We start from the raw sequence: 24427 nt of genomic DNA on the forward strand, positions 1-24427 counted from the left end.
CTCTGGCGCTGCCGTGAATGCGCGCTTATGTCTTCGCGGCAAATTGGGAGAGAAACATGCATGTGACAACTGCTGACAAGCGCGCGACCTTCAAGAAGATGCACGAGAGCGGGTGCTTCATCCTGCCCAATCCGGTCGACGTCGGCAGCGCCAAGGCGTTGCAGCATCTCGGTTTCAAGGCGATCGCCTCGTCGAGCGCGGGCTTTGCCTGGACCATTGGCAAGGCCGACAACCACGTCACTGTCGAGGACGTCTGTCAGCATCTGGCAGCATTGAGCTCGGCGGTCGACATTCCCCTCAACGCCGATTTCGAGGGCGGCTTTGCGGTCGAGCCGGACAAGGTGGCCGACAATGTCGAGCGCTGCGTGCGCACCGGCGTCGCTGGTCTGTCGATCGAAGACTCCACAGGCGACAAGGCCAAGCCGCTCTACGACCGCACGCTCGCGGTCGAGCGCATCAAGGCCTCGCGCAAGGCGATCGGTGACAGCGGCACGTTGCTGGTCGGCCGCTGCGAAGCCTATTTGTGGGGCGTGACCGATCTCAAGCTCGTCATCGACAGGCTGACCGCCTATGCCGACGCCGGCGCCGACTGCCTTTATGCGCCGGGCCTGAAGACTCGCGAGGACATCAGCGCCGTGGTGAAGGCTGTCGCACCAAAGCCGTTCAATCTCTTGATTGGCGCGTCCGGCCTGTCGCTGAAGGAGGCCGAGGATCTCGGCGTGCGCCGGATCAGCGTCGGCGGCTCGCTGGCCCGCACCGCCTGGGGCGGCTTCATGCGCGCGGCGAAGGAGATGGCGGAGAAGGGGACGTTTACCGAGCTCGGCAGCGGCTATCCCGGCGGCGAGCTCAACAAGATGTTCAGCTGACACCAAACGAAAGCGGCGGGACTTTATGAGTTCCGCCGCTCTCTCATCCTCTCGGTGTCATGTCCCGCGCAGGCGGGGCATCCAGTACGCCGCGGCCTTTCGATTCAACCACGACTGTCTCGGAGTACTGGATCGCCCGGTCAAGACGGGCGATGACAGTTGTGCGTGAAGCGGTCGCCTGTTACTTCGCGCCCTCAGACGGCGTCTGCGCATCCGGGGCCGGCTTGCTCGGCGCCGCACCCGTGGTCACGCCCGGTGCGGTGTTGGTGCGCGGCGTCACGTCGCGCATGCCGGGAGGCGGAGGCGCGGTCGGATTGGCGGGCTGCGTCTGTGCCGTCTGCGAGGTCGGCGCGTTGCTGGCCTGATTGGTCGTGCTGGTATTGTTCAGGCCGTAGAACACGGCGCCCAGCACCAGTGCAATCGCAACGGCGAACAAGGCAACCTTGCCGCTGGAGGCGGGGCCTTCGCCAAGCTCGGGATCGGCCTGAAGGTCGGCATCCCGGCGCGCCGCGCGAAGATACTCATCGTCGGCGAGGTTCGGGCGGTACGGATCGTTGGGAAAACGGTCGTCAGCCATCGATTTGGTCTCCTCGGTTAAGACGCCCGGACAACCCGGGGATGCGAGATTCTGTTCCGCGCCCCCTTGTGCTTTCGTCGCATGTTGCTCAGCCCCCGGGAATCGGGAACCAGTTGTTCCCGGGAACTGAAGCGAGTTCCAGGGAGGCAACGAGGAGGGAACAAGCCGATGTGGAGCCTGCCGCCGACCGACAGCGTGCTGCATTTTCTTTCGCTGATCGCGGTCGCCGCACAGGGCATGACGGCCGCGCTGGCTGCCGGACGCCGCAGCATGGACTGGTTGGGGGTCTGCTTTCTCGGTTGCATCACCGCGCTCGGCGGCGGCACGCTGCGCGATCTCTTCCTTGGACATTATCCGCTGGCCTGGGTGCAGAACCCGATCTATCTCGCGCTGGCCGGCGGCGCGGCCTTCCTCACCATCCTGTTCGCGCGTCTCGTGCACCGATTGAAGGTCGCCTTCATCGTGCTCGACGCCATCGGGCTCGTCGTCTTCACCATGGCGGGCTGCGACGTCGCCTGGCAGATGGACGCCTCGCTGCCGATCGTCATCGTCTCGGGCATGGTGACCGGCTGCGCCGGCGGCGTGTTGCGCGACGTGCTCTGCAACGACGTGCCGCTGCTGTTCCGCTCCGAGCTTTACGCCAGCGTGTCGGTGGTGACCGGCCTGTTCTATGCGACCGCGTTCGGCCTCAAGCTCAACGCCGAGCTCTCGACCATTTTGACCTTCGCGCTCGGCATCAGCTTCCGCCTGCTGGCGGTGCGCTACAAATGGGAGATGCCGAAATTCGTGTTCACGGAGGATGAGGAGAAGTAGGCGCGATCGCGCGCGAATAGCGAATGGCGATTAGCGAATGGATCTAGGCTACTCGCTATTCGCTACTCCCCATTCGCCCCTGCTGCCTCGCCTTCGCGACCTGCGCCGGCGTCACCAGCAGTCCCGAATTGCCCCAGGAATTGCGGATGTAGTTCGTCACGGCCGCGATCTCCTCGTTGGACAATTGCCTGGCATAGCCCGGCATCTCGCCGGCGTTCGGCGCGCGCGGCGTGGTCAGGGTGTGGGCGCCGTCGAGGATGATGCGCAAGGTGGAGGACGGATTGTTGGATTGCAGCAGCGCATTGCCCGGCAGTGGCGGATAGATGCGCGGGGCGCCGGTGCCGTCCGCTTCGTGGCAGGCGACGCAGAGCTTCGCGTAGACCGCCTGGCCGGCTTTCATCTCGGCATCGTCAGGCGGCGTCACGATGGTCTCGCGCCGTGCCGGCGGCAGGCTCTTCAGATAGAGCGCGATCGCGCGCACATCGGCATCGCTCATCCTGGAGGTCGAGTTGACGATGACGTCCGCCATCGGTCCGCCGGCGTGGCTCCTGGCGTTGCGTCCGCTCTGCAGATATTCCGCGATGTCCGCCTCGCTCCACGATTTCAATCCCGTGCGCGCGGCGCCATCGAGCCGGGGAGCGAACCAGCCCGCGACCTCATTGCCGGACAGCGCCTGCGCGTCCCTGTCAGCGCCGAAAAAATTCTTCGGGGTATGGCAGGCGCCGCAATGGCCGAGCCCGGTGACGAGATAGCCGCCTCTGTTCCAGGCCGCGCTCTTGCTCTGGTCCGGCTCGAACAGGCCGGGCTTGAAATACATGGCGTTCCAGACCCGCATCAGGCCGCGATAGCCGAATGGCCAGCGCAGCTCCGGCGGCTTGTTGCGGCTCACGACAGGCGCGAGCGTGCCGAGATAGGCGCGGATCGCCAGCGTGTCGTCCTTCGTCATCTTCGTGAAGTAGGGATACGGGAAGGCCGGGTAATAGTTCGAGCCGTCAGGCGCGATGCCGGTGCGCACCGCGCGCACGAAGTCGGCATCCGTCCAGGCGCCGATCCCGGTGTCGCGGTCCGGGGTCAGGTTCGGCGCATAGATCGCGCCGAAGGGCGTCTCAATGCGCTTGCCCCCGGCGAAGGGTTTTGCCGGATCGGCGGTGTGGCAGCCCGCGCAGCCGCCGGCTTCGGCCAGCGCCTTGCCATGGGCGATCAGCTCCGCCGACGGCTCGGCGGCGTGGGCTGCGCATGCAATCGCACTGCACAACGCCAAACCGACAACAACCGAGCAAGCCAGAATCGTCCGCATCGAAGCCACTCCTGTGACCAAACGCCCGCATCCGGCACGAGGGAGCATCCATTCATTTCGCGACGGCGGGGGTATCGTGACACAAATTGAAAACGGCATGCGTGTTTCAGGCCACGAAATTGCGATTTTTACCCGGCGCTCGCCTTGCTCCAGATTTGTGATGCGGAGCGTGAAATATCCGACATAGAGTGGCGGAATTGGTCGGCGCGCCCTAGCTAAAAACAACGGGACGGCAACGGCTTAAGTCGGCAAGACCTGAACAGGGCGGCAAAAGAGGACAGCATGGGCATCAACCAGGGTCCGATCAGTCTCGATCAGAAATACACGCAGGAGACCGGGCACGTCTTCACCACGGGCATTCAGGCCCTGGTCCGCCTGCCCATGGCCCAGATCCGGCGCGACCGCGCGGCGGGGCTGAACACCGCCGGCTTCATCTCCGGCTATCGCGGCTCCCCGCTCGGCGGCTATGACCAGCAGCTCTTTGCCGCCCGCAAGCATCTCGAACAGTACAACATCAAGTTCCAGCCCGGCGTGAACGAGGATCTGGCGGCCACTGCGGTCTGGGGCTCGCAGCAGCTCAACCTCTCGCCCGGCGCGAAGTACGACGGCGTGGTCGGCATCTGGTACGGCAAGGGCCCCGGCGTCGATCGCTGCGGCGACGTGTTCCGCCACGGCAATGCCGCGGGCTCGGCCAAGAACGGCGGCGTGCTGTGCCTCGCCGGTGACGACCACGGCGCAAAATCCTCCACCGTCCCGCATCAGTCCGACCACGCCTTCATGTCCGCGCTGATGCCCTATCTCTATCCCTCGAGCATCCACGAGATGATCGAGATGGGCCTGCTCGGCATCGCGATGTCGCGCTATTCCGGCTGCTGGGTCGGCATGAAGGTGATCACGGAGACGGTGGAAACCACCGCCGAGATCGACCTCACCGACGAGATGAAGCCCTTCATCATCCCCGCCGATTTCGAGCTGCCGCCCGGCGGCCTCAATCTGCGCTGGCCCGATGACCGTTTCGAGCAAGACCGCCGGCTGCAGGATTACAAGGGCTTTGCCGCCATCGCCTTTGCGCGCGCCAACAAGGTCAACCGCGTCACCATGGATTCGCCGAATGCTCGCTTCGGCATCATGGCCTCGGGCAAGAGCTATGAGGACGTCCGCCAGGCGTTGCGCGAGCTCGGCATCACCGAGGAGGTCGCCGCAAAGATCGGCCTTCGCCTCTACAAGATCGGCATGCCCTGGCCGCTCGAGCCGGAAGGCGTGCGTCAGTTCGCGGTCGGGCTCGAAGAGATCTTCATCGTCGAAGAGCGCCGCGAGATCGTCGAGAACCAGGTCAAGCAGGAGCTGTTCAACTGGCGCGACGACGTCCGCCCGCGCATCGTCGGCAAGATGGACGAGCACGACAAGCGCTTTTTGACCTTCGCCGCCGAGCTCAGCGTCGCCTCGCTTGCGACCTCGCTCACCGAGCGACTTCTCAGGCTCAATCTCAACCCTGAAATCGCGGAGATGCTCCGCGTCAAGGCCGACTGGTTCAACGGCCGCCAGGCGACTCAGATGCAGGCGGTCGCACCCGTCTCCCGCACTCCTTATTTCTGCTCCGGCTGCCCCCACAATACGTCGACCAAGGTGCCCGAAGGCAGCCGAGCGCTCGCCGGCATCGGCTGCCATTTCATGGCGCTGTGGATGGACCGCTCGACCGAGACCTTTACGCATATGGGCGGCGAGGGCGTGCCGTGGGTCGGCATCGCGCCGTTCACCAACGAGAACCACATCTTCGCCAATCTCGGCGACGGCACCTACTTCCACTCCGGCATTCTTGCGATCCGCCAGGCGGTCGCCTCCAAGACCAACATCACCTACAAAATCCTCTACAACGACGCCGTCGCCATGACGGGCGGCCAGCGCCACGACGGCGATCTCTCGCCGCAGCAGATCACCCACCAGCTCCATGCCGAAGGCATCCGCGAGATCTACCTGGTCTCGGAGGCGCCCGACTCCTATCCGGCCGACACCATCGCGCCCGGCGTGAAGAAGTATCACCGCGACGAGCTCGACAAGGTCATGAAGATGTGCCGGGAGTACAAGGGCACCTCGGCCATCGTGTTCGTGCAGACTTGCGCGGCCGAGAAGCGCCGCCGCCGCAAGCGCGGCCTGATGGAAGATCCGGCGCGCCGCGTCATGATCAATCCGGCGGTCTGCGAAGGTTGCGGCGACTGCTCGGTGCAGTCGAACTGCATCTCGGTCGAGCCGCTGGAGACCGAGTTCGGCCGCAAGCGCGCCATCAACCAGTCGTCCTGCAACAAGGATTATTCCTGCCTCAAGGGTTTCTGCCCGTCCTTCGTCACCGTGGACGGCGGCAAGCCGCGCCACCGCGCACCGGCTGAGCTCAGCGAGATCGGCGAATTGCCCGAGCCGGCGTCGCGTCCGACGCTTGATAGGCCGTACAACATCGCGGTCGGCGGCGTCGGCGGCACTGGCGTGCTCACCATCGGTGCGCTGCTCGGCATGGCCGCCCATATCGAGGGCAAGGCCTCGATGATCCTCGACATGTCAGGCCTGGCGCAGAAGGGTGGGGCGGTGCTCAGCCACGTCCGCCTGTCGGATCATCCGGCAGAGGTGACCTGCTCGCGCATCGTCACCGGCACGGCCGATCTGGTGCTTGCGGCAGATGAAGTGGTTGCCGTCGCCAAGGACACCATCTCGCTGTGTGACTCCAGCCGCACCCGCGGCATCATCAACAGCCACGTCATTCCCACCGCCGATTTCGTCCTCAACCGCGACTTCAACTTCCAGACCCGCAAGCTGAACGCGGTGCTGGAGACGGCGCTGCATAAGGACTCCATCTTCTTCGACTTCACCAAGCCGGCCGAGCAACTGCTCGGCGATGCCATCGCCACCAACATGATGATGATGGGGTACGCCTATCAGAAGGGTCTGTTCCCGCTGTCGGCGGAAGCGATCGAGCAGGCGATCGAGGTCAACGGCGTCTCGATCAAGATGAACAAGGAAGCCTTCCGCCTCGGCCGCCTCGCGGTCGCAGATCCCCAGCGCCTGGCCGATATGCTGAAGGGCACAGATGAGGTCGTTGCGCCCAAGACGCTGGATGCGATGACGCTGGACGAGGTCATCGAGCATCGCGTCAAGCATCTGACCGCCTATCAGAACAGCCGTCTGGCCAAGCGCTATCGCAAGCTGGTGGATCAGGTTCGCGATGCCGCGGTGAAGGGCGGCTACGGCGATGCGCTGCCGCGCGCGGTCGCGGTGAACTATGCCAAGCTGCTGGCCTACAAGGACGAGTATGAAGTCGCGCGCCTCTACACCGACGGTGCTTTCGAGCAGCAGCTCCGCGATCAGTTCGAGGGCGATTTCAAGTTCAACTTCAACCTCGCGCCGCCGATTTTGGCGAGCGGCGTCGATGCGCTGGGGCGCCCGAAGAAGCGCGCCTTCGGCCCGTGGATGCTGAAAGTCTTCCGCGTGCTGGCGAAGTTCAAATTCCTGCGCGGCACCCCGTTCGACATCTTCGGCCGCAGCGCCGACCGCAAGCTCGAGCGCGACCTGATCGCCGGCTACGAGAAGGACGTCACGACCGTGCTCGGCCTGTTGTCGCCGGTGACGATCGACACCGCCGTCGAGCTGCTCTCGCTGCCCGACCGCATCCGCGGCTACGGCCCGGTGAAGGAGAAGGCGGTGAACGACGCCAAGGTGCGTTACGCGCAGCTCGCCGCCGATCTGGCAAACCCGCCGCCGGCGCCAAGGCAGATCGCGGCGGAGTAGGACGGTCCCGTAGGGTGGGCAAAGGCGCAAAGCGCCGTGCCCACCACCTCGCCATTGATTACGAAGAACACGTGGGCACGCTTCGCTTTGCCCACCCTACGACACCATCGCTTGCGTTGCCCGCCGGGCAAAACACCCATGCGTGGGTCAATCCGCACCCGCAAAGATATTCCGCTTTACCGAAATTCGGAGTTGTCGTATTCGTCCGTCACCTCATCCCAGTCAGAGGGGCGTATCGCGATCGTCACGAAACGCGGGGTGAGCGGCGGTGGACGCGGGCTGCGTCGCACGGGCAATCGTCTCGTGCATACGACAGGCGCGGTCCTGCGTACGGCAAAATCGTGTGGTCCTGACGTCCGGGGTCTGTGCGTCAAGTCTTGCGATCACTCGCAAGGCGACGGGGGCAATAGTGCAACGCTCCCCGGGGAGAGCGCGACATAAGCCGTAAAACCACTGCGCAGGGAAGGCCGGATGTTTGGCTTCACCTGTATGCCGCTGTGCATCTGTTCTTCGCGCATTTCGCGCACAGCGGACCGTGGTGCCCAGCCGGCACCCGGTCTTCCCTGCGCCCTCTGTTTTTGGAGGGGGCAAGACGGAAGCAAAGCTCGGGCGAGAACCGCCGCGAGGATGTTTCAACGCGCTCGCAATCGCTCTGCTGAGGCAGGGAGTAATGCAAGACCGTCATCCTGAGGCGCGAGCCTCTTCGGCGAGCCTCGAAGGACGACGGCACGACCGTTGCGGCAGGGAGAGCGCTGCAGCATCCCGGCCGTGCATCCTTCGAGGCTCCCCAAGCGGCGCGTTGCGCCGCATGGCTCGCACCTCAGGATGACGGTGCTGAATTCGGGGCTCGTTTCCACCCCGCTTGCGCTCGCCCGCGGCCCTCTCGCAGGACGGAATATTTCCGCGCTTGCCAATCCGCCCACCGCGGTTCAGAAAAACGGGGCAATAAGAAACGCGAGCGGAGACCTGAGTTTGACCATCAAGGGCAAGGCCTACATTGCCGGGATCTACGAACACCCGACCCGGCATGCGCCGGACAAATCCACCGCCCAGCTCCACGCCGAGGTCGCCAAGGGGGCGATCGAGGATGCAGGGATCAGCAAGGACGACATCGACGGCTATTTCTGCGCGGGCGATGCGCCCGGCGGCGCCTGGCCGATGGTCGATTATCTCGGCCTGAACACCAAGAAGCTCCGCCATATCGATTCCACCGAGACCGGCGGCTGCTCCTACATCATCCATCTCGGTCATGCCGCCGAGGCGATCGCCGCGGGCAAGTGCTCGATCGCGCTTGTGACGCTGGCCGGCAAGCCGCGCACCGGCGCGATGCCGCCGCGCGCCGCCGGCGCCGAGGCCGATTTCGAATCCGCTTACGGGGCCACTACGCACAATGCCTACGGCATGTGTGCCATGCGCCACATGCACGACTATGGCACCACGTCGGAGCAGCTGGCCTGGATCAAGGTCGCGGCCTCGCATCACGCTCAGTACAATCCGCATGCGATGCTCAAGGACGTCGTCACCGTCGAGGACGTGCTGAACTCGCCGATGATCTCCGATCCCCTCCACCGCATGGATTGCTGCGTCGTCTCCGACGGCGGCGGCGCGCTGATCGTGACGACGCCCGAGATCGCCAAGAGCCTGAAGAAGCCGCTGGTGCGCCTGATCGGCCATGGCGAGGCGATGAAGGGCCCGCGTGGCGGCAAGGATCTCGACCTCACTTATTCGGCCGGAATCTGGTCCGGCCCGCGTGCATTCGAGGAAGCCGGCATCACGCCGAAGGATATCAAGTACGCCTCGATCTACGACAGCTTCACCATCACGGTGCTGATGCAGCTCGAGGACCTCGGCTTCTGCAAGAAGGGCGAGGGCGGCAAGTTCGTCGCCGACGGCAACCTGATCTCGGGCGTCGGCAAGCTGCCGTTCAACACCGACGGCGGCGGCCTCTGCAGCAACCATCCCGTCAACCGCGGCGGCATGACCAAGATCATCGAGGCCGTACGGCAGCTGCGCGGCGAGGCGCATCCGAAGGTGCAGGTCAAGAATTGCGATCTCGCCATCGCCCACGGCACCGGCGGCCTCCTGGGCGTCCGCCACGCCGCCTCGACGGCCATTCTGGAGCGCGTGTGATGAGTGAAGCGAAGAAGTATCCGGCCCCGGTGACGAACCCCGAGACCGCCGCGTTCTGGGACGCGGCGAAAGAGGGCAAGTTCATGATCAAGCGCTGCACGGCGTGCGGCGAGGCGCACTACTTCCCGCGCTCGATCTGCCCGTTCTGCTATTCCGACAAGACGGTGTGGGAGCAGGCCTCGGGCGAGGGCACGATCTACACCTGGAGCCTGATGCGGAAGTCGCCGACCGGCCCTTATGCGATTGGCTATGTCACGCTGAAGGAGGGGCCGTCGGTGCAGACCAATTTCGTCGACTGCGATCTCACGACGCTCAAGATCGGCCAGAAGGTGAAGGTGGTGTTCAAGCCGACCGACGGCGCGCCGCTGCCGTTCTTCACGCCGGCCTGACGCGAAGCTGCGTAGGGTGGGTAGAGCGAAGCGAAACCCACCGACGCAGGCAATGATGGGTTTCGCTGCGCTCTACCCATCCTACGAATTCTCCGTCCTCCACCTTGTGTAGGACGGTCCTCATCCTGAGGAGCTTGCGAAGCAAGCGTCTCGAAGGATGGCCACAACGAAGAAGCGTTTCGGGCATCCTCATGGTTCGAGACGGCGCAAGAGCGCCTCCTCACCATGAGGATGAGAACCAGAGGAAACCAAACAAAATGTCCGCCAGATACGAAGAGCTCAAGTCCCTCAAAAGCCTCGGCCAGAAATACGCCTACACCGATCGCGAGGTGATGCTCTACGCCTACGGCATCGGCCTCGGCGCCGATCCCATGGACGAGAACGAGCTCGCCTTCGTCAACGAGGGCACGTTGACGCCGCGGCCGCTCAAGGTGGTGCCGACCTTTGCGTCCGTGGCGGCGTGGGGCTCGGGGCCGGGCGAGATGAACCTCAACCGCGTCATGGTGGTCGACGGCGAGCGCGACATCACCTTCCACCAGCCGCTGCCGGTGGCCGCGAACATCACCGCCGATTCCTCCGTGCTCGAGGTCTACGACAAGGGCAAGGACAAGGGCGTCGTCATCGTGCATCAGACCGTGCTGAAGAACGAGAAGGGCGAGAAGCTCGCAACCCTCGTCGCCTCGCGCTTCGCCCGCGGCGATGGCGGCTTTGGCGGGCCGAACCTGACCCAACCCGATCCGCACAAGATCCCATCGCGCAGCCCCGACAGGACCATCGACATCACCACGCGTCCCGACCAGGCGCTGGTCTATCGCCTCTGCGGCGACCGCAACCCGCTGCACTCCGATCCCGAGTTCGCCAAGAAGGCCGGCTTCCCGCGCCCGATCCTGCACGGCATGTGCACCTACGGCATTACCTGCCGCGGCGTGCTCCAGACCTATGCCGACTACGACGCCAACGCGTTCCGCCAGCACGTCGCGCGGTTCTCCTCGCCGGTCTATCCCGGCGAGACCGTGACCATGGATCTCTGGAAGGACGGCAACGTGATCTCGTTCGAAGCCAAGGTGAAGTCGCGCGGCGTCACCGTGATCAAGAACGGCAAGACGGTGCTGGGTTAATCTCCGTTGTCATTCCGGGGCGCGCGCAGCGCGAACCCGGAATCTCGCGCTACAATCTCTGGATTCCGGGTTCAGCGCTGCGCGCTGCCCCGGAATGACAATAACAAACAGGGAGACGCCACCATGGGATTGCTCGACGGCAAGGTTGCGCTGATCACCGGTGCGGGCGGGGGGCTCGGCGAGGCCTACGCAAAGCTGTTCGCGCGGGAAGGGGCCTCGGTCGTCGTCAACGACCTCGGCGGGCCCCGTGACGGGTCCGGCGCCGACAAGTCCATGGCGCAGCAGGTGGTGGATGCGATCAAGGCCGAGGGCGGCAAGGCGGTCGCCAACGGCGCCGACATCTCCACCCTGGAGGGCGGCCAGTCGGTGTTCGACGACGCCATCAAGCATTTCGGCCGCGCCGACATCCTGGTCAACAATGCCGGCATCCTGCGCGACCAGACCTTTCACAAGGCCAGCGAGGCCGACTGGGACAAGGTCATCAAGGTGCACCTGAAGGGCACCTTTTGTTGCACCCTGCCGGTGTTTCGCTGGATGCGGGACAACGGCGGCGGCGTCATCGTCAACACCTCCTCGACCTCAGGGCTGATCGGCAATTTCGGCCAGACCAATTACGGCGCGGCCAAGGGCGGCATCTGGGGCCTGTCCAACGTGCTGGCGATCGAGGGCCGGAAGTACAACATCCGGATCTGGACGCTCGCCCCCGGCGCCCTGACCCGCATGACCGCAGACCTGCCCCGCTATAAGGAGAACCCCGGAGCGGCGCTGGGGCCGGACGGCATCGCGCCGGCCGTGCTATACATGGTCAGCGACTTGTCGGGCGACCAGACCGGCAAGGTGCTGGGCGTGTCCGGGCCCCGCGGCGTGCGCGAAATGCGGATGATGGAAATGGACGGCTGGAAGCCGCCGCACACGGGCTGGAACGCCCGGGACATCGCCGATCATGCCAAGGAGATCTTCTTCTCCGAGGAGCAGATCAAGATGGGCGCGCGGCGGTTTTAGCTTGAACTGTCGTTCCGGGGCACGCGTAGCGTGAACCCGGAACCTCGAGATTCCGGGTTCGATGCTGCGCATCGCCCCGGAATGACGAACAAGAGGACAAGAGGACTGATGAAACTCACCGCCGACGCCAAGGGCACTTTCGCAATCGCGCCGACGCCGTTCCATGACGACGGCCGCATCGACGAGCGCTCGATCGACCGTTTGACCGATTTCTACGAGGAGGTCGGCTGCGACGGCGTCACGGTGCTGGGCATCCTCGGCGAGGCCCCGAAGCTCGATGCCAGCGAGGCCGAGCAGGTGGCGGTGCGTTACGTCAAGCGCGCCAAGAAGATGCAGGTCATCGTCGGCGTCTCCGCGCCGGGCTTTGCCACCATGCGCTCGCTGGCCAAGGCCTCGATGGACGCCGGCGCGGCCGGCGTGATGATCGCACCGCCGCCAAGCTTGCGCACCGACGATCAGATCATCGGCTATTTCAAGCAGGCGGCCGAGGCGATCGGCCCCGACGTGCCCTGGGTGCTGCAGGATTACCCGCTCACCTTGCAGGTGGTGTTCACCCCCGCCGTGATCCGCAAGATCGTCATGGACAATCCGAACTGCGTGATGCTCAAGCACGAGGACTGGCCGGGCCTGGAGAAGATCACGACGCTGCGCGGCTTCCAGAAGGACGGCTCGCTCCGGCCGCTCTCGATCCTCTGCGGCAATGGCGGCACGTTCCTGGACTTCGAGATGGAGCGCGGCGCCGACGGCGCCATGACCGGCTACGCCTTCCCGGAGCTTCTGATCGACGTCGTCAACCTCTCCAAGGCCGGCAAGCGCGATGCCGCGCATGATCTGTTCGACGCGCATCTGCCGCTGATCCGCTACGAGCAGCAGCCCGGGGTCGGCCTGACCGTGCGCAAATACGTGCTGCAGAAGCGCGGCATCATCGCCTCCAGCGCGCAGCGCAAGCCCGGCGCGACGATCACCGCGACGGCGAAGGCCGAAGTGGATTATCTGCTGTCACGCGTCGCCCGCTTCGACAAGCGCGCCAATCTCGGCCCGCAATCCAGCGCCGCAGGTTAGCTGCATGGCCGAGACATCAGCATCACGCCCGGCCTCGACGATCCTCCTGCTCCGTGACGGCGCGCAGGCCGACGGCAAGAGCCGCGGCGAGATCGAGGTCTTCATGATGGTTCGCCATCATCAGATCGAGTTCAACTCGGGCGCGCTGGTGTTTCCCGGCGGCAGCGTCGATGCCGGCGACAAGGAGATCGTCGCCCGTGCGGACCTCTATTCGGGCGGGGAGGGCTTGAGCGAGGCGGACCGGGGTTTTCGTATCGCCGCGATCCGCGAGACTTTTGAGGAGAGCGGCATCCTGCTGGCGCGGTCAAAGGCGACGGGCGCTCCCGTTGACGCCAGGCGTGCCGGCGAGATCGCAGACGCGCATCGCGTCGCGCTCAACGAGCACAAAGTCAGCTTCCTGAGCATCCTGGCCGACAACGGTCTGCAGCTCGCGCTCGACACGCTGGTGCCTTACGCGCACTGGATCACGCCGGAGGGCATGCCCAAGCGTTTCGACACCTGGTTCTTCCTGGCGGCCGCGCCGCCGGACCAGCTCGGCGCCCATGACGGCCGGGAATCCACCGATTCGATCTGGGTGTCGCCGCGCGAGGCGGTGGAGGGCGGCGAAAGCGGCCGCTTCAAGCTGCCGTTCCCGACCACGCGCAATTTGATCCGGCTGGCGAAGCAGCCAACGGTGCAAGCCGCGCTCGAGCATGCCCGCAGCCTGTCGATCGTCACGGTGATGCCGGTCATGACCAAGACCGACACCGGCCGCCAGCTCCGCATTCCCCGCGAGGCCGGCTATGACGGCGAGGTGTTCGAGGTCGGGGCGCTGGGCTAATACACTTCGACGCCCGACGAAGTATTGAGGACCGTGGTCGCGTTAGGTTCCGTCCATTGTGAAGGACGGAGCAGGCCATGGATATCAGGCAGGACACCAACATCGCCGCCGAGCTGACGCTGCTGGTCGCGCTCGCAACGCTGTGGGGCGGCTCCTACACGTTCATCAAGCTCGGCGTTGCCACCATTCCGCCGATCACGCTGATCGCCGCGCGTACCACGATCGCGGGCCTCTTGCTGCTCGGCGTCTTGTGGGCGCGAGGCATCAAGATGCCCAGCGACGCCGCGACCTGGCGGCGCTTCGCGTTCCAGGCCGTGCTCAACAGCGTCGTCCCCTGGACGCTGATCGCCTGGGGCGAGCGCCATGTCGATGCCGCCCTCGCCACCATTCTCAACTCCGCCGCACCGATCTTCACCTTCCTGCTCACGGCCGTCGTCACCCGCCACGAGGCGACGAGCCCGCGAAAGCTGTTCGGCGTGGTGGCGGGGATGGCCGGCATCTGCCTCATCGTCGGCGTCGATGCCTTCCATGACATCGGCGGCGGCCTCCTCGCCGAGGCCGCCATCGTCGCGGCCACCATCTGCTACGCCTGCGCCGCGATCTTCGGCCGCAGCTTTGGGGGCCTCGACCCGATGGCGCCGGCTGCCGGCTCGCTGCTGGCGGGGGCCGCCGTGCTGATCCCGGCCTCGCTCGCGGTCGATCAGCCCTGGACGCTGTCGCCGTCGCTGAGCTCCGTGCTGGCGTTGCTTGCGCTCGCCGTGTTCTCGACGGCCGCGGCGTTTGCGATCTACTTCCGCCTGATCCAGACCCTTGGCTCGGTCGGCACCACCGCGCAGGCCTATCTCCGTGTGCCCATCGGCGTCGCCATCAGCGTCGCCTTCCTCGGCGAGAGCCTGAGCCCGACCGCCTGGATCGGGCTGGCCTGCGTCGTCCTCGGCGTCGCCGCCATGACGATCCCGGCCCGGCGGCTCGCGCGCGTCAAACCGTCATAGGTCGGGGACGGGGCTCCGGGACCGCGATATTAAGCATAAACGGCGTCCGGAGGCATGTTCCCCCCGGGCGGCAATACGTCGTATATTGGGCCGCCAATAGCCCGGTCCTCTCATCATCCCAATGTCCGCCGAATTGACGCCGACCCCTGAGAAAAAGCGAACCTTCTCGCTCTCCATCGGCCAGCTCACCTTCGGCAGCTTTCTGTTGGTGCTGGCGGTGATCATCGTCACCTCGACCGCGAGCGTGATCGCGATCCGGCACATCGACACCACCTTCGCCGAGCTGCAGCGGCTCCAGAGCGTCGGCGACCTCGCCGAGGACATCGACCGCCGCATGAACGAATTGCGCCTCGCCGCCCGCGACTTCGTCACCGATCCCGGCGCCGGCATCCAGTTCCAGCAGGTGGGCGAGGCGGCCTCGACGCTCAGCGACATCCTGAAAAAGACCCGCATCGAGCTCGCGCCAGAGCAGCAGGACATGATCGACGGGGTCACCGAACGCCTCGCGACCTATCGGACCGGCCTCGAGCGGATATCGACCCTGATCGACCGCCGCGCCCAGCTGCTCGCCGGCCTGCCGCCGCTGCGCGAACAGTTCGATGTGGCCGTCTCCGGCACCGCCGACCGTGAGCTGGCCTCGCGCCTGTTGGAGACCCAGAGCCGCATCGCGCTCGGGCTGCTCGCGCGCAACCCGTCCGCCGCGGAGCAGGCCGCCCAGAACATGCGGGCACTGGACATCGGCGATGCCAAGCTCAAGGCGGCGGTGAACGACTATGCCGAGGCCATTATGGCCGTGGCCGTCCGCGAGCGGCAGATCGCCGATATCGACCGCGAGGTGCTGGGAACCGAGGGGCGGCTGATCGGCCGCGTCACCGAATTGCTGCGCGAGGTCAGCGACCGGCGCGGCCATGTGCTGTCGCGCGACTTTGCCCGCACGCTGACGGAGGCGCGATGGCAGAGCATCGTGCTGGGCAGCATCGGCGTTCTGATCGGCATTCTGGCGGCCGGCTTCGTGGTGCGGCGGACGGTTCGTCCGCTGGCTCAGATCGCACGCTCCATCCGCGCGCTTGCGGCGGGCCGGAAAGACACCTCGATCCCGTCGGCCGACCTCGACAACGAGATCGGCGACATCGCGCGTGCCGCCGAAGTCTTCCGCCGCGCGCTGGAGGAGGCCGACACGGCACGCGAGGCGGCGGTGCGCGCGCTCACCGAGCAGCGCCTCGCCGAAGAGAGCTACCGGAAACTGTTCGAGGGCTCGATCGACGGCATCTACGTGACGACGCCGGCCGGCGAGCTCCTCAACGCCAATCCGGCGCTGGCCCGGATGATGGGCTACGACAGCCCGCAGCATCTCATCGCCAGCATCAACGACATTGCCCACACGATCTATGTCCATCCCGAGGCGCGCGCCGAATACCAGCGGCTGATGGCGCGTGACGGCATGGTGCGCGAATTCGAGTATCAGGTGCGCCAGCGCAGCGGCGACATCCTGTGGCTTTCCGACAGCGCCACCGGCGTGCGGGACGAAGCGGGCAACATCGTCCGCTACGAGGGCACGCTGCGAGACATCACCGACCAGAAGCGGGCGGAAGACGCCATTGCCGAAGGCCGGCGCCTGCTCCAGCAGGTCATCGACACCGTTCCGGCGGTGATCAATGTCAAGGACCGCGACCTGCGCTATGTGCTGATGAACCGCTACATGGCCGGCATCTTCGGCATCGAGCCCGGCGACGCGCTCGGCCGCACCACGGCGGACCTGATGTCGCGCTATGGCGCGGCCAAGACCGACGAGAACGACAAGCGCGTGCTGGCCCTGCGAAAGGGGCTCGGCTTCTACGAGGAGGAATACAAGGACGTCTCCGGCAACATGCGGCAATGGCTTGTCAACAAGCTGCCGCTGCTCGATGCCGAGGGCGAGATCGAGCGCATCGTCACCGTCGCGCTCGACATCGGCGAGCGCAAGCGCGGTGAGCAGGAGATGCGCAAGGCCAAGGAAGCCGCCGAGACCGCGCTGCGTAATCTGCGCGAGACGCAGGCCTCGCTGATCGAGGCCGAGAAGCTCGCCGCGCTCGGGCGCCTCGTTGCCGGCGTCGCGCACGAGGTCAACAATCCCGTCGGCATCAGCCTCACTGTCGCCTCCGCGCTGGAGCGCAAGACTGCGATGTTCACCGCCGAGGTCGAGCGCGGCGAGCTCCGCCGCTCCACACTCAACGATTTCCTCAGCACCAGCCGCGATGCGTCCTCGCAGCTCGTCTCCAATCTCAACCGCGCCGCCGAGCTGATCCAGTCGTTCAAGCAGGTCGCCGCCGACCGCAACTATTCGGACCAGCGCACTTTCGATCTCGGCGACCTCACCGAGCAGGTGGTGATGAGCCTGCGACCGGGCCTGCGCAAGCACAATCTGACGCTCAATGTCGAGTGCCAGCCCGATCTCACCATGAACAGCTATCCGGGCCCCTATGGCCAGGTGCTGACCAATCTGTTCCTCAATTCGGTGGCGCACGCCTTCCCGGACGGCCGGCCGGGGACGATCGACATCCAGGTGCGGGAGTCCGGCAAGGACAATGTCGAGATCATCTTCTCCGACAATGGCTGCGGCATGTCGCTCGACGTGCGTCGGCGCGCCTTCGATCCGTTCTTCACGACGCGGCGCGACCAGGGCGGCACCGGCCTCGGATTGCACATCGTCTACAGCATCGTCACCAATCGGCTCGGCGGGCGGCTCGATCTCGATTCCGAGCCGGGCAACGGCACGCGCATCCAGATCATCCTGCCGCGCGTGGCGCCGCTGGAGCAGGCTGCGGAATAGTCGCGCTCCAGCTTTTGGTTTTGGCGCGCGTTCTTGACGCGAACCGGTATCCGCTTTAGTCGACGTCAGCGAGCTTGTGCAGCGTTGCGCCGAAGATCAGGCTGGCTTTGCCGACCAGCGCCGTGCCCGTCATCTCCGCGCGCGTGTCCGTGTAGGTGCCGTTGACACCGATGCCGACCGGGGCAGGGCCGCCGAACAGCGGATTGTCGTCGCCCCGCGGCGAGGTGTGCCGCTGCACCAGCACCTCGCCTTTGAAGCTGGTGTCGTCCTTCACCACGTAGCTGCCGGTGTAATAGAGGTAGGCATCGCCGCCAAGAATCTTGCCGTCGCGAAAAAGGATCACGCCGCTGCCCTTGCCGACTCGACCATCGAGCAGGGTCACGTGAATCGAATAGAGGCCGTTCTTCATAACGTCCCACGGGCCGGCCGCCATCGCCCAATGGCGTAGCCGGTCCGGCTTTTATGCCAAAGCGTATCGCCCCGCGCAACGCGGCAGTTTGCCGGCCGCCGCCGGAGGTTGCCGCGAGCCGTAGTTGTCCCGACTTGTGCTTGACGCAATCATGACGGTCTGATGATGGGGCGAGGCCGGTCGTTGCGAATCAGAGTTGGCCCGCAAAATGCACAACAACTAGCTGCACTGGCCGCGGGGTGCTGGAGCAAGACGATGAGGAACTGGATCGATTCCGGCGGCGATGAGCCGCGTCTGTACAGTGCGCGTCCCACGAATTGCAAAACGGAACGACGGCGCTCCGGCAGCGTAACACGCTGGCGAGGCGCGACGAGACTGGCAGGGGCCCTGGTCTTGCTTGCGCTCGCAGCCCCCATCGGCCAGGCACGCGACCGCGGCCAGTTCGCCAACACCAATCCGGATTTGAAAGCCTGGTTCGACGGCCTGCGCAGCGGCAAGGGGCCGTGCTGCTCCGATGCCGACGGTTCGGCGCTCTCGGATAGTGACTGGGACAGCAAGGACGGGCACTACCGCGTCCGCCTCCCGCGCTACGGCTCCGGGCTGGAAGGACAGCCGCAGGAGCTGGTCTGGGTCGATGTCCCCGAGGAGGCCGTGATCTCCGAGCCGAACCGGGTGGGGCGCACCATGGTGTGGCCGATCTACGGCTATATGGGCGTCACCGTCCGCTGCTTCATGCCGGGCAGTATGACCTGAAGCGCGATGAGGCGAGGAAGAATCGTCATCGCGCTCTAGGTTATTGTTTGAGCATGGTCTTTTCGGAAGGCCGCTGCGCCCTTTTCCGGATCATGCTTTAGCGGCCTCGGCGGCATGTTGCCCGATGCGTCGACGCGGCGCGCGCGGTGTCAGGTATATTTGTTGTCCCGCTCGAGCAGCTCGATTGAGATGCCTTCGGGGCCGCGGATGAAGCAGATGCGCACCCCGGGCCGGATCGTGGTCGGCTCGCGCGTGAAGGTGACGCCTTTGGCCTTGATCTCGGCCGCGACGGCATCGATGTCCTTCACGGTCAGCCCGAAATGGTCGAGGCCCTGATGCGGGTGCGGAGGCGGCGGGTTGACCGCGCTGTCGCCCTCGAGCGGCGCGATGAAGATCCTGGCGCCGCCAAGGTTCACGTCGATCCGCCCCGGCGCGCGGACGATCTCGCCACCGAGGATGTCCCGCAGCCAGGCTGCGGTCGCCTCCGGATCGGGGCTGCGCAGATGGACGTGATCCCAAGTGACGACTGGCATTTCGATGTCTCCTGATGGTCCTGCGCGATGTTGCCGCGCATGTTAGCGGCCGTGGTCGGTGATCGCCACCGTCCTTGCCGATTCGCAAGCGTGCGGGAACCCTAGGTCGTCTTCCGGATTAAGGTAAGCAGTGGCCCATTCCGTCGCTCGACGGCTTCGGCTGCGATCGGTGAAGCAACCATGAACGCCAGGCTCGACCGGATCGGATTGAGGCGCTTTGCAGGGACCGGCGAGCGACTGGCGCGAGCCGTCACGATTGCAAGCGTCTCATTTGGTCGCAGCCTTCTGTGGTTGCTGGCGGCCATCATCGTCGGCTGCGGCGTCTGGATGCTGCTGCCTCTGTCCAAAGGCAATAGCGCTGAGCAGGTCAAGTCGGAGGTGGCAGCCGTCGAGACGGCTCCTTCGAACGATCCGGCCGGATCGGCGTCGCTGGCTTCCGAAGCTCAGGTCCCGGCCATGGCGGACCTTGGTCGTCTCAGGATTTCCTCGCAGACCTGGCGCCGCGGCGGCCTTGGCTCGAAAGCCCTGGTGACGTTCACGCTGCGAAACGACAACGACTATGCCATAAAAGATGTCGAGATCGTCTGCGCCTTTGCGCGGCGCGATGGCAGCCATCTCACCGATCGCAGTCGCGTGCTGGCAGACCCGGTCGGCATGAGGAGCCGCAAGACCTACGCCCGGATTCCCGTCGGCTTCGTCAACGTGAATGCCGATCAGGCGAAATGTTCCTTGGTTGCGGCACGCCGCGCATAAAGGCGGCATGTTCCGGTAGCGGAAAAGTTACCCTCCGCGGCCCTTGGCCAAAAAACCTCGCGTCGCCATTTGAACCGGAAGGCTGGGCCAGGAACCAATTAAGAGATCGCCTGTTGAGGCGGAGAGCCCACGCGGGGATGCGGGGGGCGGAGCGTGGCCAATGCCTGTCTTTCGATATTTCGTCTTTGTCGGTGGAGCTTTGCTCGCACTGCTGTTCGCAGCGGACTTCGTTCTGCCATCGCAGCCGGTAGCGCAGGCCGTCGCCACCGCAAGCAATGATCAGCCGCTGATCCGGATTCGCTCCGATCGCCATCTGCCCGAGCGTGTCGTGCTCGACACTACCCAGCCCACGCTCGTCCCGGCTGCGATGAAAACTGCCGCTGTGGTTGCGCCTCAGCCGCCGGTGCAGGACAGCACGTCGGCAGCCCTCGCCGAGATGTCGGCCAAGGCGCGGGTGCGCGAGACGTTCGCCCAGTTCACGCCGGGAGGACCGAAGGCGGGCGCCGCCGCAGCGAACAAGGCGGACACCAAGCCGCAGGTTCAAGCGCAAGCCCAGCCTGCTCAGGCGCCTCAGGCGCAGCCGCCGAAGCGCAAGATCGCCAGGGCACATTCGGTACCGCAACAGCAGGACCGGCCGATGATGGTCGCGCAGCGTCCGCAATTCGGCTTCTTCGGCAACACCTGGTAAAAACGGCCACGCCCCGCTTCGAAACGAGGCGGGGAGGGCTTTTTATTGGTCAGTCTCTCTGCTAATTCCAATCCATCCGAACGCCCGTCGGTGCGCTGGCTCGCCAGCCACGGTGCGGTGTTTCCCGGTTCTGGTCCAATCGGGCCCAGGCGCTCGTAGCTCAGCTGGATAGAGCATCGGATTTCGATTCCGAGGGTCGGAGGTTCGAATCCTTCCGAGCGCGCCAGTCCTCCTTTGTCCAGCCCGTTCCAGATATGTTCCGAACCGGCGCTGAGGCTGGGCACCGTCGCAAGGGCTCGCTGGGTCAGTCAGCCTGACGGACACCGCTCTGCCGTCCACGCGCCAGCGTGTCGGAGGGCGTCTCGTGGAAGATCGCGCGGTAGGCCGCGGCAAATTCACCCAGATGGTGGAAGCCCTGGGCGCGCGCGCATGTGGTGACGGTGGCGCCGCCACCCTTGAGGAGGCGGGCGCGGGTCGCCCACAGCCTCTTGAGCCGGATGTACTGATGCAGGCTCATGCCCCGCACCTTGCTTACCGCGCCGCCGAGCGTCCGGATCGAGACGCCGAACTCGCCGGCGAGATCAGCGGTATAGATCGCAGCGGTCGGATGGGCCGCGACGTAATCGTCGATCCGCTGCACCAGCTTGATCGAACGCTCGGCCTGGGCCGAGGCGCTCAGGTCCGACATCGAATCGGTCTGAAACAAATCGTCGAGCGCGAGCAGCAGGCCTTCCTGGAGATGGAGCGCGACTTCGGTGGTTTCGAACAGGAGCGGCTGCACCGAGGCGGTCCGCAGGATGTCGAGCAGGAGTTGCCGCGTGTGGAGCAGGGCCGGCCGGTTCGCGACACGGGCCCGCAAATCGTCGGCGCGATCGAACCAGCCCCGGTCTTTCAGCCCGGGGGAGAAGATGATCATCGCGTAATGATTGGTCTGCGGCTCGACGAAATGGCATTCATCGTTGCCGCGGAGCGTGACGAAGAAGCGCGCATCGATATCCAGGCCCTTGAGGTTGACCTGGAGGTCGTCGGTCATGGACAGGATCACCATCCCGCCCGGCATCCGATAGGCCGTGTCCAGGATGCGCGCGAACGATCTCATCACGATGATGCGGCACGCCGGAAGGGAGACGACGGCGCGGGCCGCGGCGAAGTTCGGGATGTCGAGCGGAATGCTTCGGGCATCCTCCATCGACTCGATCGGTCGAAACGCGTCGACGTCGGCAAAGCCGATCAGCTGTAGCGCGGAGGACGGAGTGAGAGCGTCGAACAACATGGGTCTGACAGGCTGCTGAAAAGTGACAATCAAATGAACGTCGATGCAGCGCCATCAATGGCGAAACATCGCGTTCCAGTAAACCGAATTTCAGGCCGTACTATTGCGGACATCATGTCATGATGTCTGTCGGATCAATGTCACGTCCACGCTCCCCGCTCATCGGCTTTCCGGAAGCGAGGTCGATGAAGTGCAGGCGTGGGCAGACGGGGCAGGCAAAGGACGCAAAGCTCCGCCCCTCTGTTCTCTCCTGCTTCTCCAGATGCGTCTGCACGTTCATGCCCGTCTCGGGGCATCGAAAGACGATCAACTCGGCCATCACCGCAGAATGACGGTGTGGGCGGTTTCATCTTTGATCTAGATCAGTTCTGGAATCGCTTCAGGCTGACGACAACGGCGCAAGACGTGATCTCGCAAGAGCGAGGGGCCCCGGAGGGCCCCTTCACATGTTACCAGCCGCGATAGCCGTAATAGCCATAATGGCGCGGGCCGTAATAGCGCGGCGGCCCATAATATCGAGGGGCGTAATACGGCCGGGGCCTGTAATATCCATAGTAGTTCGGGCGCCACCAGCAGCGCCCCCAGGCGTCGCAGACCATGCGCACCTGCTCGACGCCGGCGATATCGGATGTTGCAGGCGCGGGCGCGATAGGCATGGCAGACGCCGTTGGCGATGCCGCCAGAGCACCCAACATGGCACTGAACAGGCCTGCGGCGACGAGGCCAATCTTGCGAGTCATGATGTCTTCCTCCGCTTACGCAAGACAGGATATCGAAGTGGTTCTGATCAAATTGTGGCGGAGCCGAAATGTAATCCTGATGAACAGATCTTCAGCAAATCCGCCCACCGGGCTGGGCTTGGCCGCATGCCTAATGCCGTTCCGACCTTGATCCTGCGCAATTCGCAAATCCGCCTCGGCTCATAGTGTTGCTGTGTGGCGGCAGCATGGGGCTCGCTGCCGGGCAAGGTGAACTGGATGCGAGTCATTCCAAATCTGTCGATCTCGCCGGAGAAAGTCTTCTTCGTCATCTCGAAATCGCGCCGGTCCGACAGCGAGGCGGCCGGAGGCGGCGTCATCCTGGAGTCTGGCGACGATGACATGAGCTATGGCCGCAACGGGCGCGGCGGGACCACCGACCGTGCGGAGCTCGCGGGCTTCATTCGCGATCTCAATGTTGACGAGCAGATCGATCTGGTGGCGCTGACCTGGCTTGGCCGCGGCGACGGCGATCTCTCCAATTGGCGCGAATTGCATGCCCAGGCCGCGCAGGCGCACAACGCGCGCACGGCTTCCTACCTGATCGGCACGCCAATGCTCGCCGACTATTTGGAGGAGGCGATGGCGCAGTTCGGCAAGTCTTTCGAGGAATTCGAAGACCATCTCTGATGCTCGATGCGCGTCGGTAAGTTTCAAGGAGAGTTGCAATGGATAAAATGAGAATCGATAAGGGCGACTGGCTGGTGGTGTGCGACGGGCGCAAGGCGCTGATTCTGGAGAACCTCGGCGACGAGATGTTTCCCAACCTTCACACCAAGGAGGTGCACGAGCAGCCGAATCCGTCGACCAGCGCGCAAGGGAGCGATGCGCCGGGGCGAGTGCATGCCGCTGCCGGCGGTGCCCGCAGCTCGGTCGAGCAGACCGATTGGCACGACGAGGCCGAGCGCGCTTTCCTGCGAAGCCTGGCCGGCCGGCTCGATGCCGCCGTCAGCTCCGGCGAGACCACTTCCCTGACCATGGTGGCCTCGCCGCGTGCGCTTGGCATGATCCGCGCCGACTACTCGGACCTCGTGCGCAAGGCGCTTCAGGGCGAGGTCGGCAAGGATCTCGTCAAGCTGCCGGTCTACGAGATCGAGAAGCAATTGCTGCTGTCGGGCGCCGCCAAATAGAGGCGCCCGGAAACAGGCCGCGGCCGGCGTCCCTTAGTAGCAGGGGTGCCGGCGGCGGTCCTGACCGCGATAGGCGGCCGCGCTCTGGTAACAATGGTTGGTCGAGGGGCCGTCGTAATAGGCGAAGGTGCCGGGGGTGATGCCGGGACCGTAATTGTGCAGATAGCTGATCGGGTAGGGCAGCGGGTTGGCGTAGGCGCGGTGGTGCCGGTGATGGCCCCCCGCCTCCGCCAGGCCAGGGGCTAGGATTGCGGCCGACAGGGCCGCAACCGCGGCGATTAGCGTCAACTTGCTCATCTCGATTCTCCGGGACCCGCGCGAATAGGTCAGCCATTTATAGCCATTTCGAGCCGCCGGGGCACCCGTCCGGCGCCCGGAAATCCCGGGCAAACCCGCAGATTCCCGGGTGGGTGTGACAGAATTGCCCAAGTGGCGGCCAAGGCTGCCCATTTTTGGCCTTCTCGGGATGCTTAACGAATTC

24 protein-coding genes and 1 tRNA gene are annotated in these 24427 nt (G+C 65.0%); 17 read left to right on the forward strand and 8 right to left on the reverse strand.

The window, feature by feature from the left end; translation table 11 throughout:
- Positions 1-56 precede the first annotated feature (56 nt).
- Complete coding sequence (locus D6B98_RS17240; protein ID WP_126258136.1) at positions 57-866, forward strand: isocitrate lyase/PEP mutase family protein; 810 nt, start codon at positions 57-59, stop codon at positions 864-866.
- 181 nt (positions 867-1047) lie between these two features.
- Here the strand turns inward: D6B98_RS17240 and D6B98_RS17245 are convergent, their stop codons facing one another.
- A complete protein-coding gene (locus tag D6B98_RS17245) occupies positions 1048-1443 on the reverse strand; it encodes a hypothetical protein (RefSeq protein ID WP_126258137.1) in 396 nt (131 codons plus the stop codon).
- A gap of 168 nt (positions 1444-1611) precedes the next feature.
- Here D6B98_RS17245 and D6B98_RS17250 point away from each other — a divergent pair, with 168 nt between their 5' ends.
- Positions 1612-2256 (forward strand): trimeric intracellular cation channel family protein, encoded by a 645-nt coding sequence (locus D6B98_RS17250; protein ID WP_126258138.1) that lies wholly within the window; start codon positions 1612-1614, stop codon positions 2254-2256.
- Between the two features lie 55 nt (positions 2257-2311).
- Here D6B98_RS17250 and D6B98_RS17255 read toward each other — a convergent pair whose 3' ends face one another.
- Positions 2312-3553 carry a c-type cytochrome gene (locus D6B98_RS17255; RefSeq protein WP_126258139.1) on the reverse strand — a complete coding sequence of 414 codons (1242 nt, stop codon included), beginning with the start codon at positions 3551-3553 and terminating at the stop codon, positions 2312-2314.
- A gap of 282 nt (positions 3554-3835) precedes the next feature.
- Here D6B98_RS17255 and D6B98_RS17260 point away from each other — a divergent pair, with 282 nt between their 5' ends.
- From D6B98_RS17260 to D6B98_RS17300, 9 genes are all read left to right on the forward strand, one after another.
- On the forward strand, positions 3836-7327 hold the full coding sequence (locus D6B98_RS17260; protein ID WP_126258140.1) for an indolepyruvate ferredoxin oxidoreductase family protein: 3492 nt from the start codon (positions 3836-3838) through the stop codon (positions 7325-7327).
- A gap of 972 nt (positions 7328-8299) precedes the next feature.
- Positions 8300-9457, forward strand: a complete 1158-nt coding sequence (locus tag D6B98_RS17265; RefSeq protein WP_126258141.1) for a thiolase family protein — start codon at positions 8300-8302, stop codon at positions 9455-9457.
- On the forward strand, positions 9457-9846 hold the full coding sequence (locus tag D6B98_RS17270; RefSeq protein ID WP_126258142.1) for a Zn-ribbon domain-containing OB-fold protein: 390 nt from the start codon (positions 9457-9459) through the stop codon (positions 9844-9846). The genes D6B98_RS17265 and D6B98_RS17270 overlap by 1 nt, the downstream gene beginning before the upstream one ends.
- 257 nt (positions 9847-10103) lie before the next feature.
- Complete coding sequence (locus tag D6B98_RS17275) at positions 10104-10964, forward strand: MaoC family dehydratase (RefSeq protein ID WP_126258143.1); 861 nt, start codon at positions 10104-10106, stop codon at positions 10962-10964.
- Between the two features lie 123 nt (positions 10965-11087).
- Positions 11088-11966 carry an SDR family oxidoreductase gene (locus D6B98_RS17280; RefSeq protein WP_126258144.1) on the forward strand — a complete coding sequence of 293 codons (879 nt, stop codon included), beginning with the start codon at positions 11088-11090 and terminating at the stop codon, positions 11964-11966.
- A 108-nt stretch (positions 11967-12074) separates the two neighbouring features.
- The gene (locus tag D6B98_RS17285) at positions 12075-13028 is read left to right on the forward strand and encodes a dihydrodipicolinate synthase family protein (protein WP_126258145.1); all 954 of its coding nucleotides are present in this window, start codon (positions 12075-12077) and stop codon (positions 13026-13028) included.
- A gap of 4 nt (positions 13029-13032) precedes the next feature.
- Positions 13033-13848 (forward strand): NUDIX hydrolase, encoded by an 816-nt coding sequence (locus D6B98_RS17290; protein WP_126258146.1) that lies wholly within the window; start codon positions 13033-13035, stop codon positions 13846-13848.
- A 77-nt stretch (positions 13849-13925) separates the two neighbouring features.
- Positions 13926-14840 (forward strand): DMT family transporter, encoded by a 915-nt coding sequence (locus D6B98_RS17295; protein WP_126258147.1) that lies wholly within the window; start codon positions 13926-13928, stop codon positions 14838-14840.
- Positions 14841-14961: 121 nt separating this feature from the next.
- Entirely contained in the window at positions 14962-17649 is a 2688-nt protein-coding gene (locus tag D6B98_RS17300) for a PAS domain S-box protein (RefSeq protein ID WP_126258148.1), read from the forward strand.
- 55 nt (positions 17650-17704) lie between these two features.
- Here the strand turns inward: D6B98_RS17300 and D6B98_RS17305 are convergent, their stop codons facing one another.
- Complete coding sequence (locus tag D6B98_RS17305; protein ID WP_164718693.1) at positions 17705-18058, reverse strand: GrlR family regulatory protein; 354 nt, start codon at positions 18056-18058, stop codon at positions 17705-17707.
- 255 nt (positions 18059-18313) lie between these two features.
- On the opposite strand from D6B98_RS17305, the gene D6B98_RS17310 reads away from it, so the two are divergent.
- Complete coding sequence (locus D6B98_RS17310) at positions 18314-18811, forward strand: hypothetical protein (protein WP_126258150.1); 498 nt, start codon at positions 18314-18316, stop codon at positions 18809-18811.
- A gap of 149 nt (positions 18812-18960) precedes the next feature.
- Here the strand turns inward: D6B98_RS17310 and D6B98_RS17315 are convergent, their stop codons facing one another.
- Positions 18961-19344, reverse strand: a complete 384-nt coding sequence (locus tag D6B98_RS17315; protein ID WP_126258151.1) for a VOC family protein — start codon at positions 19342-19344, stop codon at positions 18961-18963.
- Positions 19345-19524: 180 nt separating this feature from the next.
- On the opposite strand from D6B98_RS17315, the gene D6B98_RS17320 reads away from it, so the two are divergent.
- The 3 genes from D6B98_RS17320 to D6B98_RS17330 all read left to right on the forward strand — a co-directional run bounded on the left by D6B98_RS17320 (position 19525) and on the right by D6B98_RS17330 (position 21011).
- Positions 19525-20097: a hypothetical protein gene (locus tag D6B98_RS17320; protein WP_126258152.1), complete on the forward strand. Its 573-nt coding sequence runs from the start codon at positions 19525-19527 to the stop codon at positions 20095-20097.
- Positions 20098-20257: 160 nt separating this feature from the next.
- The gene (locus tag D6B98_RS17325; RefSeq protein ID WP_126258153.1) at positions 20258-20785 is read left to right on the forward strand and encodes a hypothetical protein; all 528 of its coding nucleotides are present in this window, start codon (positions 20258-20260) and stop codon (positions 20783-20785) included.
- A 149-nt stretch (positions 20786-20934) separates the two neighbouring features.
- Positions 20935-21011: transfer RNA gene (locus tag D6B98_RS17330), tRNA-Arg, on the forward strand.
- Positions 21012-21089: 78 nt separating this feature from the next.
- On the opposite strand, the gene D6B98_RS17335 is transcribed toward D6B98_RS17330, so the two are convergent.
- From D6B98_RS17335 to D6B98_RS17345, 3 genes are all read right to left on the reverse strand, one after another.
- On the reverse strand, positions 21090-22058 hold the full coding sequence (locus tag D6B98_RS17335) for an AraC family transcriptional regulator (protein ID WP_164718676.1): 969 nt from the start codon (positions 22056-22058) through the stop codon (positions 21090-21092).
- A gap of 112 nt (positions 22059-22170) precedes the next feature.
- On the reverse strand, positions 22171-22338 hold the full coding sequence (locus D6B98_RS17340) for a hypothetical protein (RefSeq protein WP_347338956.1): 168 nt from the start codon (positions 22336-22338) through the stop codon (positions 22171-22173).
- Between the two features lie 169 nt (positions 22339-22507).
- Positions 22508-22798, reverse strand: a complete 291-nt coding sequence (locus tag D6B98_RS17345) for a hypothetical protein (RefSeq protein ID WP_126258155.1) — start codon at positions 22796-22798, stop codon at positions 22508-22510.
- 237 nt (positions 22799-23035) lie between these two features.
- On the opposite strand from D6B98_RS17345, the gene D6B98_RS17350 reads away from it, so the two are divergent.
- Together D6B98_RS17350 and D6B98_RS17355 are read left to right on the forward strand one after the other, a co-directional pair.
- Positions 23036-23446 carry a DUF3775 domain-containing protein gene (locus D6B98_RS17350; protein ID WP_126258156.1) on the forward strand — a complete coding sequence of 137 codons (411 nt, stop codon included), beginning with the start codon at positions 23036-23038 and terminating at the stop codon, positions 23444-23446.
- Between the two features lie 38 nt (positions 23447-23484).
- Positions 23485-23946 carry a host attachment protein gene (locus D6B98_RS17355; RefSeq protein WP_126258157.1) on the forward strand — a complete coding sequence of 154 codons (462 nt, stop codon included), beginning with the start codon at positions 23485-23487 and terminating at the stop codon, positions 23944-23946.
- Between the two features lie 33 nt (positions 23947-23979).
- Here the strand turns inward: D6B98_RS17355 and D6B98_RS17360 are convergent, their stop codons facing one another.
- Complete coding sequence (locus D6B98_RS17360; protein WP_126258158.1) at positions 23980-24243, reverse strand: hypothetical protein; 264 nt, start codon at positions 24241-24243, stop codon at positions 23980-23982.
- Positions 24244-24427: the final 184 nt, after the last annotated feature.

It is taken from the genome of Bradyrhizobium sp. LVM 105 (assembly GCF_003957705.1).
GTDB classification, from domain to species: Bacteria; Pseudomonadota; Alphaproteobacteria; order Rhizobiales; family Xanthobacteraceae; genus Bradyrhizobium; species Bradyrhizobium frederickii.

What these genes read in the sequence shown, in the direction of transcription:
- D6B98_RS17240 (WP_126258136.1), top strand. Translation starts at nt 57, where the DNA reads ATGCATGTGACAACTGCTGACAAGCGCGCGACCTTCAAGAAGATGCAC.
- D6B98_RS17245 (WP_126258137.1), bottom strand. Translation starts at nt 1,443, where the DNA reads ATGGCTGACGACCGTTTTCCCAACGATCCGTACCGCCCGAACCTCGCC.
- D6B98_RS17250 (WP_126258138.1), top strand. Translation starts at nt 1,612, where the DNA reads ATGTGGAGCCTGCCGCCGACCGACAGCGTGCTGCATTTTCTTTCGCTG.
- D6B98_RS17255 (WP_126258139.1), bottom strand. Translation starts at nt 3,553, where the DNA reads ATGCGGACGATTCTGGCTTGCTCGGTTGTTGTCGGTTTGGCGTTGTGC.
- D6B98_RS17260 (WP_126258140.1), top strand. Translation starts at nt 3,836, where the DNA reads ATGGGCATCAACCAGGGTCCGATCAGTCTCGATCAGAAATACACGCAG.
- D6B98_RS17270 (WP_126258142.1), top strand. Translation starts at nt 9,457, where the DNA reads ATGAGTGAAGCGAAGAAGTATCCGGCCCCGGTGACGAACCCCGAGACC.
- D6B98_RS17275 (WP_126258143.1), top strand. Translation starts at nt 10,104, where the DNA reads ATGTCCGCCAGATACGAAGAGCTCAAGTCCCTCAAAAGCCTCGGCCAG.
- D6B98_RS17280 (WP_126258144.1), top strand. Translation starts at nt 11,088, where the DNA reads ATGGGATTGCTCGACGGCAAGGTTGCGCTGATCACCGGTGCGGGCGGG.
- D6B98_RS17285 (WP_126258145.1), top strand. Translation starts at nt 12,075, where the DNA reads ATGAAACTCACCGCCGACGCCAAGGGCACTTTCGCAATCGCGCCGACG.
- D6B98_RS17290 (WP_126258146.1), top strand. Translation starts at nt 13,033, where the DNA reads ATGGCCGAGACATCAGCATCACGCCCGGCCTCGACGATCCTCCTGCTC.
- D6B98_RS17295 (WP_126258147.1), top strand. Translation starts at nt 13,926, where the DNA reads ATGGATATCAGGCAGGACACCAACATCGCCGCCGAGCTGACGCTGCTG.
- D6B98_RS17300 (WP_126258148.1), top strand. Translation starts at nt 14,962, where the DNA reads ATGTCCGCCGAATTGACGCCGACCCCTGAGAAAAAGCGAACCTTCTCG.
- D6B98_RS17305 (WP_164718693.1), bottom strand. Translation starts at nt 18,058, where the DNA reads ATGAAGAACGGCCTCTATTCGATTCACGTGACCCTGCTCGATGGTCGA.
- D6B98_RS17310 (WP_126258150.1), top strand. Translation starts at nt 18,314, where the DNA reads ATGAGGAACTGGATCGATTCCGGCGGCGATGAGCCGCGTCTGTACAGT.
- D6B98_RS17315 (WP_126258151.1), bottom strand. Translation starts at nt 19,344, where the DNA reads ATGCCAGTCGTCACTTGGGATCACGTCCATCTGCGCAGCCCCGATCCG.
- D6B98_RS17320 (WP_126258152.1), top strand. Translation starts at nt 19,525, where the DNA reads ATGAACGCCAGGCTCGACCGGATCGGATTGAGGCGCTTTGCAGGGACC.
- D6B98_RS17325 (WP_126258153.1), top strand. Translation starts at nt 20,258, where the DNA reads ATGCCTGTCTTTCGATATTTCGTCTTTGTCGGTGGAGCTTTGCTCGCA.
- D6B98_RS17335 (WP_164718676.1), bottom strand. Translation starts at nt 22,058, where the DNA reads ATGTTGTTCGACGCTCTCACTCCGTCCTCCGCGCTACAGCTGATCGGC.
- D6B98_RS17340 (WP_347338956.1), bottom strand. Translation starts at nt 22,338, where the DNA reads ATGAACGTGCAGACGCATCTGGAGAAGCAGGAGAGAACAGAGGGGCGG.
- D6B98_RS17345 (WP_126258155.1), bottom strand. Translation starts at nt 22,798, where the DNA reads ATGACTCGCAAGATTGGCCTCGTCGCCGCAGGCCTGTTCAGTGCCATG.
- D6B98_RS17350 (WP_126258156.1), top strand. Translation starts at nt 23,036, where the DNA reads ATGCGAGTCATTCCAAATCTGTCGATCTCGCCGGAGAAAGTCTTCTTC.
- D6B98_RS17355 (WP_126258157.1), top strand. Translation starts at nt 23,485, where the DNA reads ATGGATAAAATGAGAATCGATAAGGGCGACTGGCTGGTGGTGTGCGAC.
- D6B98_RS17360 (WP_126258158.1), bottom strand. Translation starts at nt 24,243, where the DNA reads ATGAGCAAGTTGACGCTAATCGCCGCGGTTGCGGCCCTGTCGGCCGCA.